Origin of the sequence: Microbulbifer yueqingensis (assembly GCF_900100355.1) — a bacterium.
GTDB classification, from domain to species: Bacteria; Pseudomonadota; Gammaproteobacteria; order Pseudomonadales; family Cellvibrionaceae; genus Microbulbifer; species Microbulbifer yueqingensis.
The window spans coordinates 138963-157103 of record NZ_FNFH01000001.1; the positions used below are offsets into that span (position 1 = coordinate 138963).

Below are 18141 nucleotides of genomic sequence, written 5' to 3' on the forward strand. Positions count from 1 at the left end.
CTTACCAGGTGCCGGTGTTTTCCATTGAAGCCCAGGGCTCCTGCGGCTCCAGCGCCTCCCCTTTCTGCAGCAGCTCAATGGAAATGCCATCCGGTGAGCGTACAAATGCCATGTGACCGTCCCGCGGCGGGCGGTTAATGGTTACCCCTTCGTCCATCAGGCGTTGGCATATGGCATAGATATTATCCACACGGTAGGCCAGATGGCCAAAATTGCGCCCGCCGCCATAGCTCTCCGGATCCCAGTTGTAGGTCAGCTCCAGCAGCGGGGCCTTGTTCTCCCGCGCACTCTCGGCGTCCCCGGGCGCGGCCAGGAAGACCAGGGTAAAACGTCCCTTGTCACTGTCTTTCCTGTGGACTTCCTGCAGTCCCAGCTTTTCACAATAGAAACGGAGGGACTCCTCAAGATCCGAAACCCGGACCATGGTGTGCAGGTATTCCATCGTATGACGCCTCCAGGCGATTATTGGTTAAAAGATGCGCGTATTTCATTGGGACAGTATCCGGGAATCCAATAGGAATCGCCTATCGCGTCAATAGGCCCGGCCAGCCCATGTGCCAGATCGCGGATGTCGGCGCGAAGTCAAACCGGCTACAATCGCGCGGTAAATTAAAGCTTGTAAATCACGGATGCCAGAACCAAATGTACCAGAAATACTTCCGCCGGTTCCTTGAGGGTGCGGCTCAAAGCGCGGGCTCCGGCGCCGGAGCGCCACTGCATATGGCCTGTCATTCCCATCACTACTGGCCGGATGTCACCTACGAGGCCGTAAAGCAGTACTGGAACGACTCCGCCACACAGGCAGATGCCAAATGGGGCCCGCTGTTTGAAGAGAAAATTCCCGCCTGGCAGGCAGCGGTGGCACGGGTGCTCAATCTCCCGGCGCCCGAACGCATCGCCATAGCTCCCAATACCCACGAGCTGGTCTATCGCCTGGTAAGTGCCTTTGACCCGTCCCGGCCGCTTCGTATCCTGACGACGGATGGCGAATTCTACAGCTTTGCCCGACAGCTTCACCGGCTGGAGGAAGACAGTAATATCGAGGTGACGCGCATCCACAAGGAACCCTACGCGACCCTGGCCGAGCGTTTCGAGCAGGAGCTGCACCGGGGCAACTACGAGCTGGCCTACGCCAGCCAGGTATTCTTCGACTCCGGAGTGGTTTTCCCGGATCTCGCCGGGATTGCCGCGCGCAAGCCGGAACGAACCGAGTTCGTGATCGATGGCTACCACGGCTACTTCGCCCTGCCCACAGACCTGGGGCCGGTCGCCGACAAGGTGTTCTATACCGCCGGCTCCTACAAATACCAGGGCGCTGGCGAAGGCCTGTGTTTCATGAGCATCCCGGCCGGCTGCAAGCTGAGGCCGCGCTATACCGGCTGGTTCGCCGACCTGGAGGAGCTGGAGAACCGTGCCGACCAGGTGAGCTTTGCCGACAACTGGTTGCGCTTCGCGGGCTCCACCATGGATTACTCTACCCTGTACAAGGCGCTGGCGATCCTCGAGCTGTACGAGCAGGAGGGTGTGACGGTGGAAGGCATTCACGAGTACGTCCAACAATCACAGCAGCGCTTCCTGGCCAGCATGGATGCCGCCGGGCACCCTCTCCTGAATCGCGACAACCTGATCCATCACGACCTGGACAATGGCCACGGCCACTTTTTCACCTTCGATTGCACCACGGCACAAAAGTCGGAAGACCTGCAGGCCGAACTGCATTCACGCGGGGTATTGTGTGACCGGCGGCAACAGTTACTGCGACTCGGGTTCGCCATCTACCACGCAGCGGACGAAACCTTTCAGCGTGTATTCAGTTAAACACGGTGAGAATGAATGAAGCTCTCGGATAAGCATTCAGGAAACAACAGGGAGATAGCAATGCAGAGAACAACTAAGTGGATTGGCGGCGGCCTGCTGGCCGCCCTGCTGGCGCTAAGCGGCGGCTGTGGCAACGGCGTCGAGGGTCAACCGACCGGGACCCTGGTAAGCATCTCTGCCCAGGGTGAAGCCAGCAAGGTACCGGACGTGGCCGAGATTTCCGCAGGTGTAGTAACCGAGGCCACGGAAAGTAACGAGGCCATGAAAGCCAACGCCGAGCAGATGGAGAAACTGATTGACGCAATCGCGAAGGCGGGCATCGACAAAAAGGATGTCCAGACCAGCGGCATCAGCCTGACGCCGCGCTACGCGGCCCGGCCAGACAACCAGGGCCCGAACCGCCAGATCACCGGGTATATGGCGCGCAACACCGTGCGCATCACGGTGCGAGAGGTGGATGAACTGGGTGAGGTTCTGGACAAGATGGCCGAAGCCGGTGCCAACAATATTTACGGACCAAGCTTCTCCATCGGCGAGCCGGAGCCCCTGCGGGCCGAAGCCCGGGAGAAAGCCCTGCAACAGGCCAGGGAGCGGGCCGAGGCCTATGCCGGCGCGCTGGATATGAAGGTCGCCCGCATCGTAAGTATCTCAGAGGGCAGCCAGGGTGGTATGCCGCGCCCGATGATGCGTGCAGAAATGGCCTCCGCCGATGCACGTACGCCGGTGGCGCCGGGTGAGACCACCGTATCGGTCAACCTGGAGCTGGTGTTCGAACTCGTGGACTGACTGCTTGGGCGGTGCGGGCCCGCGGGCCCGCCCATTTCCCTGCTTCCCCCGGGCCCTCTCCCCTTCCCCCTCCCCCCTTCTTCCGTTCCCGACTACAAAGCCTTTGCCCTGCCTACACCGCAGACCGCGCAGCCAGCATTTGTCGGTGAGAGCTATGTATCAGTTTTCTCCCGGTGACCTACATTTTCCTCATACGCCCATCAATTTAAAGGAGCAGAGAATATGCGCGCACTGGTCTGGCACGGCATCGGCGACATACGAGCCGAAACCACGGATGACCCGTCAATCGAGAACGATCACGACGCCATCATCAAGGTCACCGCCACCGCCATCTGCGGTTCGGACCTGCACCTGGTCAATGGGGTGGTACCGGAAATGCATGAGGGCGACATTCTCGGCCATGAATTTATGGGCGAGATCGTCGAAACCGGCTCCGCGGTCCGGAAAATGAAGGTGGGCGATCGCGTAGTGGTTCCGTTCACCATCGCCTGCGGCGACTGTTTCTTCTGCGACCGTGACCTCTATTCCCTCTGCGACAACTCAAACCGCAAGCCGGAGGTCGCGCGCCAGGCGCTGGGACACGCGACTGCCGGCCTGTTCGGCTACTCCCACCTGACCGGCGGCTTCGCCGGCGGCCAGGCCGAGTATGTGCGGGTGCCCTATGCCGACGTGGGGCCCATCCGTATTGACAGCGACCTGCGGGATGATCAGGTGCTGTTCCTGTCTGACATCTTCCCGACCGGCTATATGGCGGCAGAGAACTGCGCTATTGAGGATGGCGACACTGTCGCCATCTGGGGTTGCGGACCCGTGGGGCAGTTCGCCATCCGCAGTGCATTCATGCTGGGGGCCGGACGGGTGATCGCGATCGACTGCGTGCCCGAGCGCCTGGCCCTGGCCCGGGATTTCGGCGGCGCCGAGACCATCGATTTCAGCTCAGAGGATGTGCTGGAGCGACTTGCGGAGATGACCGGCGGCCGCGGCCCTGACCGGTGTATCGATGCCGTGGGGGCCGAAGCCCACGGACACGGGGACAAGCCGGCCGTTACCCCGGAGGGGGCCAGCAAGCCTGGTGACAAGCCCGACCACCCCGACGTGCTGGCGCAGGCGATCATGGCCTGCCGCAAGGGCGGCACCCTGTCGGTGCCCGGGGTCTATGCGAAGACAGTGGAGCTGCCCTTCGGGGCATTGATGAACAAGGGGCTGGCGCTCAGGAGCGGCCAGACCCACGTGCAACGCTACCTGGCGCCGCTACTAAAGCGTATTGAGAATGCCGATATCGACCCATCGGCAATCATCACCCACCGGGCCGGACTCGACGAGGGACCGGAGCTTTACAAGGCCTTTTCCGAGAAGCGGGACGGCTGCATCAAGGTCTTCCTCACTCCCTAGGCATCCCCGCTTACTGGCCCGCCGTCGCCTTCCGCGGCGCGGCGGGCCGCTTGTAAATCTTGCCGCCCTTCATGATAAAGCGGACCCGCTCAAGCTGGGTGATATCCTGCAGCGGGTCGCCGGCCACCGCGATGATATCGGCATGCTTGCCCGCGCTGATGCTGCCCAGCTGGTCCTGTACCTGTAACAGCTCGGCGGCGTTCCAGGTCGCGCTCCGCAGGGCGTCGGCAGGTGTCATGCCGGCGGCCACCATCAGCGCAAACTCCTGCGCGTTGTCACCGTGACGACTGACTCCACTGTCGGTGCCGAAGGCAATCTTGACCCCGCGCCGGTAAGCTTCGGCGAAGGTGTCCCTGATAAGCGGCCCGATGGTGGCGGCCTTGGTCCGGACAATTTCGGGGAAGAAACCTTCCACCCTGGATTTCTCGGTGACCCAGTCGCCGGCCAGCAGTGTGGGCACATACCAGGTGCCATGGCGGCGCATCAGCTCGATGGTTTCGCCATCCATGTAGGTCCCGTGTTCAATGGAATCGACCCCCGCCCGGATCGCCCGCTCCATGCCCTCTTTGCCGTGGGCGTGGACCGCTACCGTAAAACCATAGTCCTTCGCCGTACTCACGATGGCTTCCAGCTCGTCTTTCATGAATTGCGGATTCTGGCCACTCTTGGCCACGCTCAGGACACCGCCGGTAGCGGTGATCTTGATCAGGTCGGCACCGTCCTTGTAGCGTTGCCGCACGGCTTCGCGAGCACTGGCAACCCCGTTCACGACACCTTCAACCGGACCGGGCTGGCCCATCAGGTCAATGCGGTAGCCATTGGTCGGATCCGCGTGGCCGCCGGTGGTGGCAATGGACTTGCCGGAAGTAAAAATACGGGGCCCGTCGACAGTGCCATTGCCGATGGCCTCCCGCAGGCTCACGGTCACGTTGCCGGTATCACCCAGGTCCCGCACGGTGGTGAAGCCTGCCATCAGGGTACGATGCGCGGTATCCACGCCACGCAGGGCGTAGTCAGCCGGATTCCAGGTGAAGCGCTCGACATAGGTGCGCGGCCCGAATTCGGTCACCAGGTGGGTGTGCATGTCCATCAGGCCCGGAAGTACCGTGTAGCCGCGCAGGTCCACCAGCTTTTCCCGGTCGCGCTTGGCGAATCCCTTCTGGACAGACTCTATGCGGCCATCAACCACGTGAATTGTGCGGTTTTCCAGGATCTCACCGGATTCGCTATCGAACATTTTGCCAGCATAGATCGCCAGCGATTCTGCCGAGGCCTGCGCGGCCCCCAGGGTCGCAAGTAAAACCGAGGTAAATATCGCGGCGCGTATGCCGAAGCGCCCCCTTTTGGTAGTTGTGCTCATTGTTACACCTTTTACGACTGGCTTAGCCTTGGTTGTTCTTGTGTCGAGTGGGCCTATGACCGCACAATCTACCCTATTCCCAATGCAGAGAGAAATGCCCCATGAAGATCTATGAATACGCACAGGCACCCAATTGCCGCCGGGTGCGCATGTTTCTGGCCGAGAAGGGAATCGAGGGGGTTGAGTTCGTGCCGGTGGATATCGCCCGCGGCGAAAATCGCACCGATGACTACCGCCGCAAGGATTTCAACGGCAAGGTCCCGGTGCTGGAGCTGGATGACGGCACCACCATCGCCGAGTCCGTAGCCATCAAGCGCTACCTGGAGGAGCTCTACCCAGAGCAACCGCTGTTCGGCCGCGACGCAAAAGAGAGGGCCAGGGTGGAGATGTGGAACCGCCGCGCCGAGTTCAACCTGATGGTGAACGTCGGCATGTGCTTCCAGCACACAACCGGCTTCTTCGCCGACCGTATGACAACCTTCCCGGAGTATGGTGAGGAATGCGGCCGCAAGGCACTGGCATTCTTTGACGAGCTGGACCGCCACCTGGCCGACAACCGCTACCTGGCGGGCGACTACTATTCCGTCGCCGATATCGGCATGGTCTGTGCCCTGGACTTCGGCAAGGTGGTTAACCTGCGTCCCAGTGCAGACAAGCACCCGCACCTGAAACGCTGGCGCGACGAACTGAACGAGCGGCCCAGCGCCCGGGCCTAGCCCACCGCCGGGTAACGGTGCCAGCAAGCCAGGTATGAGGTATACCCCTGGCTCGCCCGCGCGCGGCTAAGCGGCTAGGTGGAAAGCACCTCGGAGGCGGAGGTCTTGCGGGTACTGACCACACGCACATCCCGCTGCGGGAAGGGAATTTCGATACCGTGGCGCTGCAGCGTCTCGAATATGATCAGCAGCAGGTCCCCGCCGACGCGGTTGCGCCCGTCATCAATGCCCTCCATCCAGAATTCCACGAACATATTCACTCCGCTGTCACCGAAACTGTCGATCTCGCAGTCCGGTCGCTCCTCGAGAGGCAGGTGGTCCCCACTGAGCACCTGGGGATGGGAAGCCACTGCCGCCTTGATGATTTCCACCATCTCGCGGATGTTGGTGCTGTAGCTCACGGAAAAATCGACGCGGTAGCGCTGTTTCTTGTTTTTGTGGGTCCAGTTGATAAAGGAATTGGAAACAAACTTCTCATTGGGAACCACGATATCCTTGCCATCAAAGGTCTCAAGGGTGGTAGAGCGCATATTCAAGCGGGTAACCAGGCCTGTGCGACCATCCTCAAGTTCGATGTAGTCGCCTACCGTCACCGACCGGTCCAGCAGGATGATGATGCCGGAAATGAAGTTGGAGGCAATCGTCTGCAGCCCGAAACCGACCCCCACGCCGACCGCGCCCCCGAATACGGCCAACGCGGTGAGGTTGATTCCCATCAACTGCAGGATTAACAGCGCGACGAGAGTGAACAGGCCAATCTCAAACAGCTTGGCCGCCACCTCACGGGTGCGGAAGTCCAGGGTCTCCTGCTTGCGGATGATGTTCTGGCCGGTGGAGTTGGAGACGCGACCCAGCCAGAACAGAAGCGAGCCGAAAATGACAGTGCGGGCGATCCCGTAAGCCGACAGGCGGATATTGCCAATCTCCACCGCCATCGCATCGAGGACCTGCACGATGTCATCCAGTGCCCCGACCACGTACAGGAACAGGATAGGCATGCCAACCCAGCGGAAAATGTGGGCGGCCGCGGGATTGGTGACCACCACCCGCACGAAGGAATTGAACAGCAGGATGATCGCCACCGCGAGCGCTGTCTGTACGACCCAGCTCTGGCCGATAAACTGGGGAATAAACACCACCGCCACTTTCAGCAAGACGATGGCGAGCAGCGGAAACAGCAGGCGTCCACAGCGATAGGCCATCATTCGCAGTGGGTGCAGCTCCGGCGACTGCGGTGGGCGGCGAAGGGCGGGAACGTAGCGCTGCAGGCGGTGGGTAACAACAAAGGCGAGCGCGTAAACACCCGCAATGATGCCAACCTGGCTGAGGACACTGGCTTCACTGGTGGATGCCAGCAATTCACCCACCCGCTGCACAAACCGATCCAGCAGTTCCCCGCTCTCCATAATCCCTACCACTCAGGCAAAATTCATCGAGGTTATCAAGCGCGAGGGTTCTACCGGCGCCCTCCCGCTGTCCTAGAGGACCCATTAAAACACGTCAACGGTAACCCGGGTACCTGGCGGCCGGCGCCGGGTGTCCTAATCGACCGACTCCACGTCGGCGACCGAAACCGCATCCTCGGGCAGGCTGGCAATGTCGGGCTGGCGCCGGCGCCGGGTCTTGGCCGGCACCATGCCGCGCATGGCCTCCAGCTTACCGAAGCAGAGCAGCTTGTCGTTCGGCTCCAGCTCCCGCTGCGGCTTCGGGTTCGGGATCACCTTGTTGCCCCGGTAGAGTGTCAGCACGTTGATATCATGCTCATACAGCCTGGTTTCCTGAATGGTGCGGCCGACAAACCTGGATCCCTCGGGAATATAGATTTCACTGACCCCGTAGCCCTTGCTTACCGTCAGGCGCTGGCGCACATCGATTTCAGGGAAATCCACCTGTGCTGCGATGTACTCGATCACCGCGCCGGCCACATCCAGGCCGGTGCAGGTCTCGATGCCCTCGAGGCCGGGCGATGAGTTGACCTCCATGATCTGGGGGCCTGTCTTGCCCTCGAGCATATCCACCCCGGCCACCTGCAGTCCCATGATCTGCGTCGCCCGCACTGCGGTATCGATATATTCCTGCGGCAACTCCACCGGCTCGGCGATGCCGCCCCGATGCACATTGCTGCGAAACTCCTGCCCCTGCGCGACTCGCCGCATGGCCGCGACAACGCGATCACCCACAACAAAGGCACGAATATCCCGCCCCTTGCTCTCTGCAACAAATTTCTGGATCAGCACATTCTGCTTCTGGGCCTGTAACAGCTCGATAATGGCCTCTGCCTGCTTTACGGTTTCCGCCAGCAGTACACCGATGCCCTGGGTGCCCTCGATCAGCTTGATCACTACCGGCGCACCACCAACCCGTTCTATGGCCGGCAGCACATCTTTCTTGTTGTGAACGAAGGTGGTCTGCGGAATACCGATATGGTGCCGGCTGAGCAACTGCAGGCTGCGGAGCTTGTCACGGGAGTTGTTGATACCGTGGGCAGTATTGGCGCAAAACACGTCCATCTCCTGGAACTGGCGCACCACTGCCGTGCCGTAATAGGTTATCGAGGCACCAATACGCGGCAGCACGGCGTCGTAATCCTCGATCTGCTTTTGCCGGTAGAACAGGTCCGGCGCCCCCCTCTTCAGGTCGATGGCGAATTTGATGGTGTCCAGTACCTGCACATCATGCCCACGGTTCTGTGCAGCCTCCTGCAGCCGCATGGAGCTGTAGCATTTGGGGGAGCGGGAAAGGATCGCAAGCTTCATGGTGGCCACCTTTATTATGGGGCGGGCAGGTCTCATGCTCGCCCGGATTGACTGGTCGAGAACGCAACCACAATTACCAATGAGGAGGAAGCCCCCGGATTGCGTATCTCGCTTTATTATTCGCTGCCCCGGCGCGACCGGGGCGCGCGGGATAAACAGGATCAGTTCCCAGCCTAGTAGAAAACGGAGAAAACGCCAATCTCGCCTACCGGAGGGTGACGGGAGAGCTCCTCAGGATTCACCCGGCAGCACGGTGACCGGCCCGATATCCAGTGCCTCTACTTCCTCGCGGATCTCGTCAAGGTCACCGACGACCACCCAGGTGAACTGCCCGGGCTCGAGTACTTCCCTGGCCGCTGTCATTACGTCGTCCCGGGTCAGCGCCCCCACGCGCTGGGGGTAGTTGGCGATATATTCGGGTGGCAGGCCCTTCTCCACCTGCCAGGCGATGCTCGAAAGCAACTGTGCCTTGGTCTGGAAGCGGGCGCTCTGCTTGAGCACCTCGTCGTCGCGATAATCTGCCAGCTCCTGTTCCGTTATGGGTTGATCACCCAGGAACTCTTTGTACTCACGGAGCAGCTCTTTGATCGCCGCGGCGGTCTTGTCGGTCTGCACGGGGGCAAACAGAACATAAGGCCTCTGCGCCTCGGTATCCAGCGACACGGCCTGCGCGCCGTAGGACCAGTGTTTGTCTTCCCGGAGGTTCATGTTCACCCGCGAGGTAAACTTACCGGCAATGACGCTGGCCATGGCATCGAAAGCCTCCGCGCCCTCGGGTTGCCAAGGGGGGATCACCAGCCCGGCGAGTATATAACTCTGCTTTGCTCCCGGCCGGTCAAGCAGGTAGACCCTTGGCTGCGACGGGCGCTCCACCTCGGCGACATCGATCTGCGGTACCTCACCCTCCGGCGCCTTCCAGCCCCCGAGCGTGTCATTGAGCATGGCTTTCAGCTTCTCGGCAGTCACATCACCCACCACCGTGAGCACTGCATTGTCGGGACGCAACCAGGTATTGTGAAATTTCACCAGGTCGTCGCGGGTAACCGCCCGGATGCCCTCAACGGTGCCGGAGCCGGTCAGTGGCGCGCCGTAGGGATGCCCCTGCCCGAACAACAATGGCGGCAGCTCGCGCAGGGCCAACCCCTGGGGCTGGGCCTTTTCCTGGGCGATTGCATCGATGCGGTTGGACTTTACCCGGGCCAGGTCCTCCTCCGGGAACAGCGGTTCCTGCACTACTTCTGCCAACAGCTCCAGCGAGGGCTCTAGCTGTGAGGTCAGGGCGCTGAAGGTGATGTTGTTGTAATCCAGGCCGCTATCAGCGCTGATACTCGCCCCCAGTTCCTCCTGTCGGCTGCTGAAAGCGAGGCTGTCGTACTTGCCCGCCCCCTCGCTCAGCATCCGCGCAGCGAGTGAGGCCAGGCCCGGCTTATCGCCGTCTGCCGCCGCGCCGCTACGAAACTGCAGGTTCATGAACACCGCCGGGGTATCGTGGCGCTCGGCCAGCACCACGCGCAGGCCGTTGTCGAGTGTGAACTCCCTTTGTTCGGGTAATTCCAGTTCGACCGTTTTATCCACCGGCGGGAGGCTGCTGCGATCGGCCCCTTCGTCGGCGGCCTGGTATTCAGCCCGGGGCTTGATGACCAGGGTGTAACTCTCCGGGGTCAACCATCGCTGGGCGACTTTCTGCACGTCCAGTGCCGATACCCGCGCGTAGTCTTCCAGGCCAGCGACCAGGGCGCCGGGATCGCCGTAGTAAAATTCGGACCGGGCCAGAATATCGCTCTTGCCGCCGAAACCACCGATTTTTTCCAGCCCCTTGACCAGCCCCGCAAACTCGCTCTGCTTGATCCGGCGCAGTTCAGCGGCACTCACTCCGGCGTTGGCGAATTCCCGTAACTCCTCGTCGAGGAGCTTTTCCACCCTTGCCACCGGCACACCGGGCTTGACGTCGACCATGATCATCAGCTGCCCCGCCAACTGGCGCCCGTAATAGTATGCGCTGACACCGGTGGCCACCTGCTCTTCGCGCACCAGGCGCCGGTACAGCAGGGAATTGTTGCGATTTGCCAGCAGCGAAGTCATCAGCTCCAGGGCATTTTCCTCCTCGCTGCCCACCGCGGGGACATTCCACACTTTGTAGATCCGCGTCTGCGGCACCTGGTCAGTCAGTACCTCGCGCTTGTCCGGCTGCACCGGCAGCTCCCAGTTCTCCAGTCGTCGCGGCACGGTGGTGCTGGGAATATCGGCGAAATACTTGCGCGCCTTGGCCATGGCCTCGTCGACCTTGATATCCCCGGCGATCACCAAAATGGCATTGGCAGGCTGGTAGTAATCAGCAAACCACTGCTTGACGTCCTCCAGGCTGGCGTTGTCCAGGTCCTCCATGGAACCAATGGTGGTCCATGAGTAGGGATGGTGCGGGGGGAAGGTGCTGCGGGCGATTGTCTCGAAGGCCTCGCCGTAAGGGGCATTTTCGCTCTGGCGCTTCTCGTTCTTCACCACACCGCGCTGTTCATCGAGCTTTTCCTGGCTAATGGCCCCCTGGAAATGCCCCATGCGATCGGACTCCATCCACAGGGCCATGTCTACCGCTCCCCTGGGCACGGTTTCAAAATAATTGGTGCGATCGTTGTTGGTGGTGCCATTCATATCGGTGGCACCTGAGCGCTGGAAAGGCTCGAAATACTCGCCCGGGTAGTTCTCGGAGCCGTTGAACATCAGGTGCTCGAACAGGTGGGCAAAGCCGGTCTTGCCCGGCTCCTCATCCTTGGAGCCCACCTTGTACCAGATATTGACGGCGACAACCGGCGCCTTGTGATCCTCGTGCACGATTACCGTCAGGCCATTGTCGAGCACCTCCCGGTGGAAGGGGATCTCGATATCCGGAGCTTCGACATAGGCTTCTTTTCTCTCTGCCGCCGCGCGGCTGCTGGCAGCAGCTTCCTTGTCTACGGAAAGGGCACGGTGTTCCCCGTTCCCATCCCGGGAATCATCGGGCGCGCCGCATCCCCCCAGCGCCAGGATAGACGCGAGCAGCACGGAAAAAGCGTATCGCATTGGCATGAAATTATTTCCCGTTACCCTATCGGCATTAGTCTCTGGCCTGCCTCACCCAAGGGGGATTGCAGCCGCCACAGACTCGGAACAGATAGTTTAGGCAACAAACACGGCCGGGGGGGTTGGCCCATCCGGCGGGCAAAAAAAACGGGCGCTTCAGCGCCCGGGGAAATACTTCAGTTGGACTTCACGACGATACATCGCCAGAGGGAGAAGTGATTACAGTGCCGGTCCGGCGTCAGCCGCCGGACCCGGCCAGCAGCGCTCAGGCTGCGGCGGTATCAGTTTTTTTTACCGCATCTTCGTGACCAAAGCGTTCCTCGGCAATGCGGTCTGCCACATGGGCGGTGGTCTCACCGGTTTCCCCGGCACGCTCAAAGATTTCCTGCATGGTGTCGCCGATGCGATCGATGTGTGCCTTCACCTGCAACGGGTCATAGTCCCCGCCTTGCTGCTGGTAATAGACGTCGATAATGCCGCCGGCGTTAACGACATAATCAGGGGCGTAGAGAATGCCCTTCTCACGCAATACCGCGGCGTGGCGCTCCTCGGCCAGCTGGTTATTGGCCGCACCGGCGATCGCGCCCACCTTCAAGCGGGCAATGGTGTCGTCGTTGAGGATGGCCCCCATGGCGCAGGGTGCGAACAGGTCCACGTCCAGGTCGAAGATCTCGTCAGATCCCACAGCAGTGGCTCCCAGCTCATTCACCGCCCGGTCGATATTGTCCTGGAAGATGTCCGTGACATAGATCTCGGCACCGGCGTCCTTGAGCAGCTTCGCCAGGCGGAAGCCCACATTACCCACGCCCTGGATCGAAACTTTCAGGCCCTGGAGGTCGTCGCGTCCCCAGCGATGCCTGGCGGTGGCTTTCAGGCCCACGAACACACCATAGGCGGTGGACGGTGAGGGGTCGCCGCCGGTCTCGATACCCTCGACCAGGCCGGAGACAAATTCGGTGGTCTCGCCGATGACTTTCATGTCGGCGACACTGGTGCCGGAATCCTCGGCAGTGATATAGCGACCGCCCAGGGTGTTGATGAACTCACCCATGGCGCGCAGCAGTTCCGGGGTCTTGTCCTTGCGCGGGTCACCGATGATCACCGCCTTGCCGCCTCCCAGCTTCAGTCCGGCCATGGCGGATTTGTAGGTCATGCCGCGCGACAGGCGCAGTACATCTTCGAGCGCCTCGCCGTCATCGGCGTAGGGCCACATCCGGCAGCCGCCCAGCGAGGGTCCCAGATTGGTGTTGTGCACCGCAATAATCGCCTTCAGTCCGCTTTTGGCGTCCTGGTAAAAAGCCACTTGTTCGTGCTTGTCGTAGGCGGAATGGGAAAATATGCTCATTTCTTGTTCCTCTCCGGAGACCGGTTCTACAGCTGGGGAACAACCACAGCCCTTTGTGCGTTTTTATTCGAAGTTAGGATTATATCTATGATCAGGATATAAAGTTTGCAATCTTTGCACAAACAACCGCCCAACGGGCTAATCTGTCATACAGTCCGGCCGTTTTTAGGATGGAGGGTCATGCAAGACTGGAGCCGGCCCACCAGTCACCAATTGCGAGACCTTCCGCCCCGGTTAAACTGGTTCCACGATTCCTGTCTGGTAGAATCCGCGCCCAAATCGACCCGTAGAGACTCCCCGCATGCTGAACCCGGATGCCCTCAAGCAACTCTCCCAACTGAAGACCGATATTCGCTCCACCAAGGAGTTCGCCGAGGGGAGGGTCCGCGGCAGCAACGGCAAGTTCGGCTTTGTGATGCTCGATGACGGCCGCGAGGCCTTCCTGCCGCCACCTGAGATGGAGCGCGTCTTCCCGGGCGATCGCGTTCGGGTATGCCTCAACGAAGAGGACAAGGGCAAGCTGTCCGCTGAACTGGACGACCTGCTGGAGAGCGAACTGAAATACCTGGTTGGGCAGTATGTACAGCGCGGCCAGGGCCACTTCGTGCAGCCGAGCGAAAACGGTCTCACCCGCTGGATCTTCCTCCCGCCGAAAGCTCGGGGCAAGGCGCAGCCGGGCGAATTCATCGCCTGCAAGGTAATCCGCCACCCGTTCAGGGACGGCAAGGCGCAGGCGAAGGTTGTCGAAGTGATCGGCAAGCCGGAAATGCCCGGTATCGAGCATGCATTCGTGGTGGCCCAACACCGGCTTCCGGAGAAATTCAGCGACGCCGCGCTGAAACAGGCCGCGGAGATACGCGAGAAACTCTCCGAAGTCGCGGCCAGCCGGAAAGACGAGTCCGACATGGGTTTCGTCACTATCGACGCCGAGTCTACACGCGATATGGATGACGCCATTGCCGCGACCAGCCGGGAGGGTGGCTGGACCCTGCATATTGCGGTGGCAGACCCCTCAAGCCTAATCGAACCCGGCTCGCCCCTCGACAAGGAGGCATTCCAGCGCGCCCACAGCCAGTACCTTCCCGGCGAGACCCTGCCCATGCTCCCCCGCGAGCTGTGCGAGGACTCTTTCTCCCTGCTGCCGGGCGAGTTGCGCCCGGCACTGGTGCTGCATATCGATATCGACAGCGACGGCAGCCTCGGGGACAGTCGTTATGAGTTTGCCGCGGTGCGCTCCCGGCACAAGCTGAGTTACACACAGGTGTCACGGTTCATTGACGGCGAGGACGATGCCGTGCCGCCAGAGCAACACGACTCCATGCGCGCCCTGGCCGAGCTCAGTAAGGCGCGTGCCGCCTTCCGGGCCAGCCACTCGCTGATTATGGAGGATCGTCCGGATTACGAAATCCACCTGGACGAACGGCGCAAGATTGCACGCATCGAAAAGCAGGTGCGGAATGTTGCCCAGCGCATGATCGAGGAGGCCATGCTCGCCACCAATATCGCGGTGGGCGAAAAGCTGGCGGCGATGCAGCAGGGCTGCTTCTCGGTCCACCTGGGCTTCCGCGACGAGCGCCTGGGTGAAGTCAAGAGCCTGCTGAAAGAGACCCTCCCAGAGCATGCGGAGAAAGACCTGCACCAGCTGGACAACTACCTGGCCCTGGTGAAGTACCTTGAAACCCACCACGAGCCGAAGATGCAGAACCTGCTGGCGGTCCTCAAGCGCATGCTGCGTCCGGGCCAGCTGGCCAATACACCCGGGGCCCACCTGGGACTGGGGCTGGCAGCCTATGCCACGGTTACCTCGCCGATCCGCAAGTACAATGACCTGCACAACCACCGCGTACTGCGTGCCGCGGAAGAGGGACAGCGGGCAGCAGCGCTGGACGACAGCCAGGTCGAGACACTGCAGGACAGCCTGGTTCGCGGCCGCCAGGCCAACCGCGCCCTGGAACAGTGGCTCTACTGCCAGTTCATGCAGGACAAGGTTGGCAATGAATTCGCAGGCAAGATCACCCTCGTCAACGGCGCCGGCCTGGGCGTGCGGCTGGACGACTACGGGATCGACGGCTTCGTGCGCCTGAACACCGACAAGAAGAACCTGCCGGCGTTCGATGGCAAGCACCTGGTCCTGACCCACAATGACCACAGCTATCACCTGGAGCAACCGGTCACCGTCAAGGTGAGCAGTGTGGACGTCGACAAGCGGCGTATCGCGCTCGAGCTGCTCAGTGGCGGGACACCGCTGGCAGAGGTCCCTGCGGCCGCCGAAGCGAGCGAGTAGTCCACACCGCGGCCCCGACCGGGGCCGCGTTCCCACCTTTGCGCTCCACCTGTCCGCGCTGCGGGTATCCTCGCCGCACACAGCTATCACTCCCCTGCCCGCGGGCCCTATAATTGGCGCCGAATTGCGGGACCGGGCCACGAACCCGGCCGCCCGTCTGCCGGGCTCGCTTGATCAGGGCGGGCCGGGACCTTACCCAGGAACAGGAAGAAGGACCCAAGATGTCATCCATTGCCGAATTGAGCCCAACCCCACTGTGGAAACATTTCGCGAAACTCTGCGAAATCCCCCGCCCCTCCAAGCACGAAGAGAAGGTGGTGGCTTACATCATCGATTTCTGTAAAGAGCGCGGGCTCGACGTCAAGCTGGACCAGATCGGTAACGTCATCATCAAGAAACCGGCCACTCCGGGCATGGAGGACCGCAAAACCCTCGCCATGCAGAGCCATGTGGACATGGTGCCGCAGAAAAATGCCGATACCGACCACGACTTCCTGAAGGATCCCATCAAGGCCTATATCGACGGCGACTGGGTCACCGCCGAGGGCACCACCCTGGGTGCTGACAATGGTATTGGTGTTGCGGCCATACTGGCCCTGCTGGAGAGCACCGACATCCCCCACCCGCCGCTGGAAGCGCTGCTCACAATCGACGAGGAGGCGGGCATGACCGGTGCCAAGCACCTGCAGCCGGGCCACTTCGAGGCGGAACTACTGCTGAACCTGGACACGGAAGATGAGGGAGAGCTCTACGTGGGCTGCGCGGGCGGCGTGGACATCAATATCTCCATGCCCTACACCGCCGAGTCAGTACCGTCGGATCACAAGGCCTTCAGGCTTAGTGTGCGCGGCCTGCGCGGCGGCCATTCCGGCCTCGATATCGACAAGGGGCGCGGCAATGCCAACAAGATCGCCAACCGCATCATCGACATCGCCCACCGCGAACTCAGCGGCCTGCGTATTGCCGGCCTGGACGGCGGCAGCCTGCGCAACGCCATCCCGCGTGAGTCCTTCTCCACCCTTACTGTCCCCGCAGGCAATGCCGGCAGGCTGATGGAGATCGTCCTGCAGGAAAGCGCGGTGATCAAGGCGGAACTCGACAACGAGGCAAAGCTCGACATCGCGCTGGACGAGACCGAGGCCCCCTCCAGCATAATGGACCGCGATACCCAGCAGCGACTGGTGCGCGCGGTCCGCGCCTGCCCCAATGGCGTGGAGCGTATGAGCAGCGACCTGGAGGGTGTGGCCGAAACCTCCAACAACCTGGCCCGGGTGGTCACCGAGCACGATGGCAGTGATCACCAGGTGCGTATCCAGTGCCTGGTGCGGAGCCTGTCCGACAGTGCCCGCGACGATCATGCCCTCAACGTCGCTGCCACCTTCCAACTGGCCGGAGCCGACACCTCGCTGGACAATCCCTATCCCGGCTGGACGCCCAACATGCAGTCCCCGCTGCTGGCGCTGATGAAAGACGTATACAAGGACATGACCGGCGCAGAGCCGGCGGTTAAGGTGATCCATGCGGGACTCGAGTGCGGCCTGCTGGCCAAGCCCTACCCGCACTGGGACATGGTCTCTTTCGGGCCCACAATCCGCCGCGCCCACTCGCCAGAGGAGCGGGCCCATATCCAGAGCGTGGCGAATTTCTGGGATTACTTTCTCCGGGTGGTCCAGGCCACACCGGCCAGCCACCGCTAGAGCCACCTGCCCCCGCCGGGAAACCGGCGGAGGCCATAAGGCCCGCCCCCACTGGGAAACTACACACCAACGAGAAACCGTCGATGATCTACGGACTGGGAGCACTGCTGGTGGTATTGCTGGTATACGGCCCCTCGCTCTGGGTCCAGCTGGTGATGTGGCGTCATTCGAAACACAAGGATGCCATGCCCGGCACCGGCGGTGAGCTGGCTCGCCACCTCGTCGAGCGCTTCGGGCTCGACGGTGTCACCGTGGAACGGGGAAGGCCGAACGGCGACCACTACGACCCGGCCGGGAAAATAATCTCCCTCAGCCCCCGAGTCCACGACGGCAAGTCCCTGACTGCCGTTGCCGTGGCTGCCCACGAGGTGGGGCACGCAATCCAGTTTACCCGCAACGAACCCGTCAGCCAGCTGCGGCAGAAGCATATGCAGAAAGCATTCTTTATCAGGAAAGTCGGTACCGGCCTGATGCTGGCCATTTCCTCACTCGCACTCGTTGCCAAAATTCCCCATGTTTTCGCCATTGGCGTGGCGGTGGGCGTGATCACCATGCTGGCGTCCGCGCTGATGTATGCCGCCATCCTGCCAGAGGAATACGACGCCAGCTTCAACAAGGCGCTGCCGATCCTGGAAGAGGGATATGTGCCGGCGGAATATATCCCCGCGGTTCGATCGGTGCTGAAGGCGGCTGCACTCACTTATTTTGCCGGCGCCCTGACGGAAATGCTCAGCCTGTGGCGCTGGTTGAGGTTTATCCGTTAGCCGTCAGCTTCCCATCAGGATTCCCTGAATACAGGTTTGTCCCGCCTTGCACACCTTGCACACAACCGGCAATACATAGAAAAACAGTTCACCTTTCCCCCAAAAAATAGAACAAAATATCACGTGTAGAGTCACACTACTCGTCAACCACATCAGGAAGGAAGTG

General features: G+C 61.3%; 13 protein-coding genes and 1 pseudogene. 7 read left to right on the forward strand and 7 right to left on the reverse strand.

Annotated features, from left to right (window positions below):
* Position 1: 1 nt before the first annotated feature.
* Positions 2 to 442: a VOC family protein gene (locus BLT26_RS00595; protein ID WP_091506492.1), complete on the reverse strand. Its 441-nt coding sequence runs from the start codon at positions 440 to 442 to the stop codon at positions 2 to 4.
* Positions 443 to 720: 278 nt separating this feature from the next.
* On the opposite strand from BLT26_RS00595, the gene BLT26_RS00600 reads away from it, so the two are divergent.
* From BLT26_RS00600 to BLT26_RS00610, 3 genes are all read left to right on the forward strand, one after another.
* Positions 721 to 1818, forward strand: coding sequence for a hypothetical protein (locus tag BLT26_RS00600; protein ID WP_245720534.1), 1098 nt, complete (start codon positions 721 to 723; stop codon positions 1816 to 1818).
* A gap of 60 nt (positions 1819 to 1878) precedes the next feature.
* Entirely contained in the window at positions 1879 to 2604 is a 726-nt protein-coding gene (locus tag BLT26_RS00605) for an SIMPL domain-containing protein (RefSeq protein ID WP_245720535.1), read from the forward strand.
* 222 nt (positions 2605 to 2826) lie between these two features.
* Positions 2827 to 3996, forward strand: coding sequence for a zinc-dependent alcohol dehydrogenase (locus BLT26_RS00610; protein WP_091506503.1), 1170 nt, complete (start codon positions 2827 to 2829; stop codon positions 3994 to 3996).
* Positions 3997 to 4006: 10 nt separating this feature from the next.
* Here BLT26_RS00610 and BLT26_RS00615 read toward each other — a convergent pair whose 3' ends face one another.
* Positions 4007 to 5356 carry a metal-dependent hydrolase family protein gene (locus BLT26_RS00615; protein ID WP_175452988.1) on the reverse strand — a complete coding sequence of 450 codons (1350 nt, stop codon included), beginning with the start codon at positions 5354 to 5356 and terminating at the stop codon, positions 4007 to 4009.
* 101 nt (positions 5357 to 5457) lie between these two features.
* Here BLT26_RS00615 and BLT26_RS00620 point away from each other — a divergent pair, with 101 nt between their 5' ends.
* A complete protein-coding gene (locus tag BLT26_RS00620; RefSeq protein WP_091506507.1) occupies positions 5458 to 6072 on the forward strand; it encodes a glutathione S-transferase family protein in 615 nt (204 codons plus the stop codon).
* A gap of 74 nt (positions 6073 to 6146) precedes the next feature.
* Here BLT26_RS00620 and BLT26_RS00625 read toward each other — a convergent pair whose 3' ends face one another.
* From BLT26_RS00625 to BLT26_RS00640, 5 genes and pseudogenes are all read right to left on the reverse strand, one after another.
* Complete coding sequence (locus BLT26_RS00625; protein WP_091506510.1) at positions 6147 to 7478, reverse strand: mechanosensitive ion channel family protein; 1332 nt, start codon at positions 7476 to 7478, stop codon at positions 6147 to 6149.
* 135 nt (positions 7479 to 7613) lie between these two features.
* The gene (locus BLT26_RS16560; protein WP_425435262.1) at positions 7614 to 7928 is read right to left on the reverse strand and encodes a cation:proton antiporter regulatory subunit; all 315 of its coding nucleotides are present in this window, start codon (positions 7926 to 7928) and stop codon (positions 7614 to 7616) included.
* A pseudogene (gene rimK, locus BLT26_RS00630) lies at positions 7905 to 8828 on the reverse strand (30S ribosomal protein S6--L-glutamate ligase); the annotation flags it as partial. The gene BLT26_RS16560 and the pseudogene rimK, both read right to left, overlap by 24 nt.
* Positions 8829 to 9059: 231 nt before the next feature.
* On the reverse strand, positions 9060 to 11891 hold the full coding sequence (locus BLT26_RS00635) for a M16 family metallopeptidase (protein ID WP_091506516.1): 2832 nt from the start codon (positions 11889 to 11891) through the stop codon (positions 9060 to 9062).
* A gap of 259 nt (positions 11892 to 12150) precedes the next feature.
* On the reverse strand, positions 12151 to 13230 hold the full coding sequence (locus BLT26_RS00640) for a Glu/Leu/Phe/Val dehydrogenase dimerization domain-containing protein (protein ID WP_091506520.1): 1080 nt from the start codon (positions 13228 to 13230) through the stop codon (positions 12151 to 12153).
* A gap of 301 nt (positions 13231 to 13531) precedes the next feature.
* Here BLT26_RS00640 and BLT26_RS00645 point away from each other — a divergent pair, with 301 nt between their 5' ends.
* The 3 genes from BLT26_RS00645 to BLT26_RS00655 all read left to right on the forward strand — a co-directional run bounded on the left by BLT26_RS00645 (position 13532) and on the right by BLT26_RS00655 (position 17975).
* Entirely contained in the window at positions 13532 to 15514 is a 1983-nt protein-coding gene (locus BLT26_RS00645; RefSeq protein ID WP_091506523.1) for a VacB/RNase II family 3'-5' exoribonuclease, read from the forward strand.
* Positions 15515 to 15735: 221 nt separating this feature from the next.
* On the forward strand, positions 15736 to 17211 hold the full coding sequence (locus BLT26_RS00650) for an aminoacyl-histidine dipeptidase (protein WP_091506528.1): 1476 nt from the start codon (positions 15736 to 15738) through the stop codon (positions 17209 to 17211).
* A gap of 83 nt (positions 17212 to 17294) precedes the next feature.
* The gene (locus BLT26_RS00655) at positions 17295 to 17975 is read left to right on the forward strand and encodes a zinc metallopeptidase (protein WP_091506532.1); all 681 of its coding nucleotides are present in this window, start codon (positions 17295 to 17297) and stop codon (positions 17973 to 17975) included.
* The last annotated feature ends 166 nt before the right edge of the window (positions 17976 to 18141 follow it).

Excerpts from the sequence above, each read along its gene's own strand:
- BLT26_RS00595 (WP_091506492.1), bottom strand. The coding sequence starts at position 442 with ATGGAATACCTGCACACCATGGTCCGGGTTTCGGATCTTGAGGAGTCC.
- BLT26_RS00600 (WP_245720534.1), top strand. The coding sequence starts at position 721 with ATGGCCTGTCATTCCCATCACTACTGGCCGGATGTCACCTACGAGGCC.
- BLT26_RS00605 (WP_245720535.1), top strand. The coding sequence starts at position 1,879 with ATGCAGAGAACAACTAAGTGGATTGGCGGCGGCCTGCTGGCCGCCCTG.
- BLT26_RS00610 (WP_091506503.1), top strand. The coding sequence starts at position 2,827 with ATGCGCGCACTGGTCTGGCACGGCATCGGCGACATACGAGCCGAAACC.
- BLT26_RS00615 (WP_175452988.1), bottom strand. The coding sequence starts at position 5,356 with ATGAGCACAACTACCAAAAGGGGGCGCTTCGGCATACGCGCCGCGATA.
- BLT26_RS00620 (WP_091506507.1), top strand. The coding sequence starts at position 5,458 with ATGAAGATCTATGAATACGCACAGGCACCCAATTGCCGCCGGGTGCGC.
- BLT26_RS00625 (WP_091506510.1), bottom strand. The coding sequence starts at position 7,478 with ATGGAGAGCGGGGAACTGCTGGATCGGTTTGTGCAGCGGGTGGGTGAA.
- BLT26_RS00635 (WP_091506516.1), bottom strand. The coding sequence starts at position 11,891 with ATGCCAATGCGATACGCTTTTTCCGTGCTGCTCGCGTCTATCCTGGCG.
- BLT26_RS00640 (WP_091506520.1), bottom strand. The coding sequence starts at position 13,230 with ATGAGCATATTTTCCCATTCCGCCTACGACAAGCACGAACAAGTGGCT.
- BLT26_RS00645 (WP_091506523.1), top strand. The coding sequence starts at position 13,532 with ATGCTGAACCCGGATGCCCTCAAGCAACTCTCCCAACTGAAGACCGAT.
- BLT26_RS00650 (WP_091506528.1), top strand. The coding sequence starts at position 15,736 with ATGTCATCCATTGCCGAATTGAGCCCAACCCCACTGTGGAAACATTTC.
- BLT26_RS00655 (WP_091506532.1), top strand. The coding sequence starts at position 17,295 with ATGATCTACGGACTGGGAGCACTGCTGGTGGTATTGCTGGTATACGGC.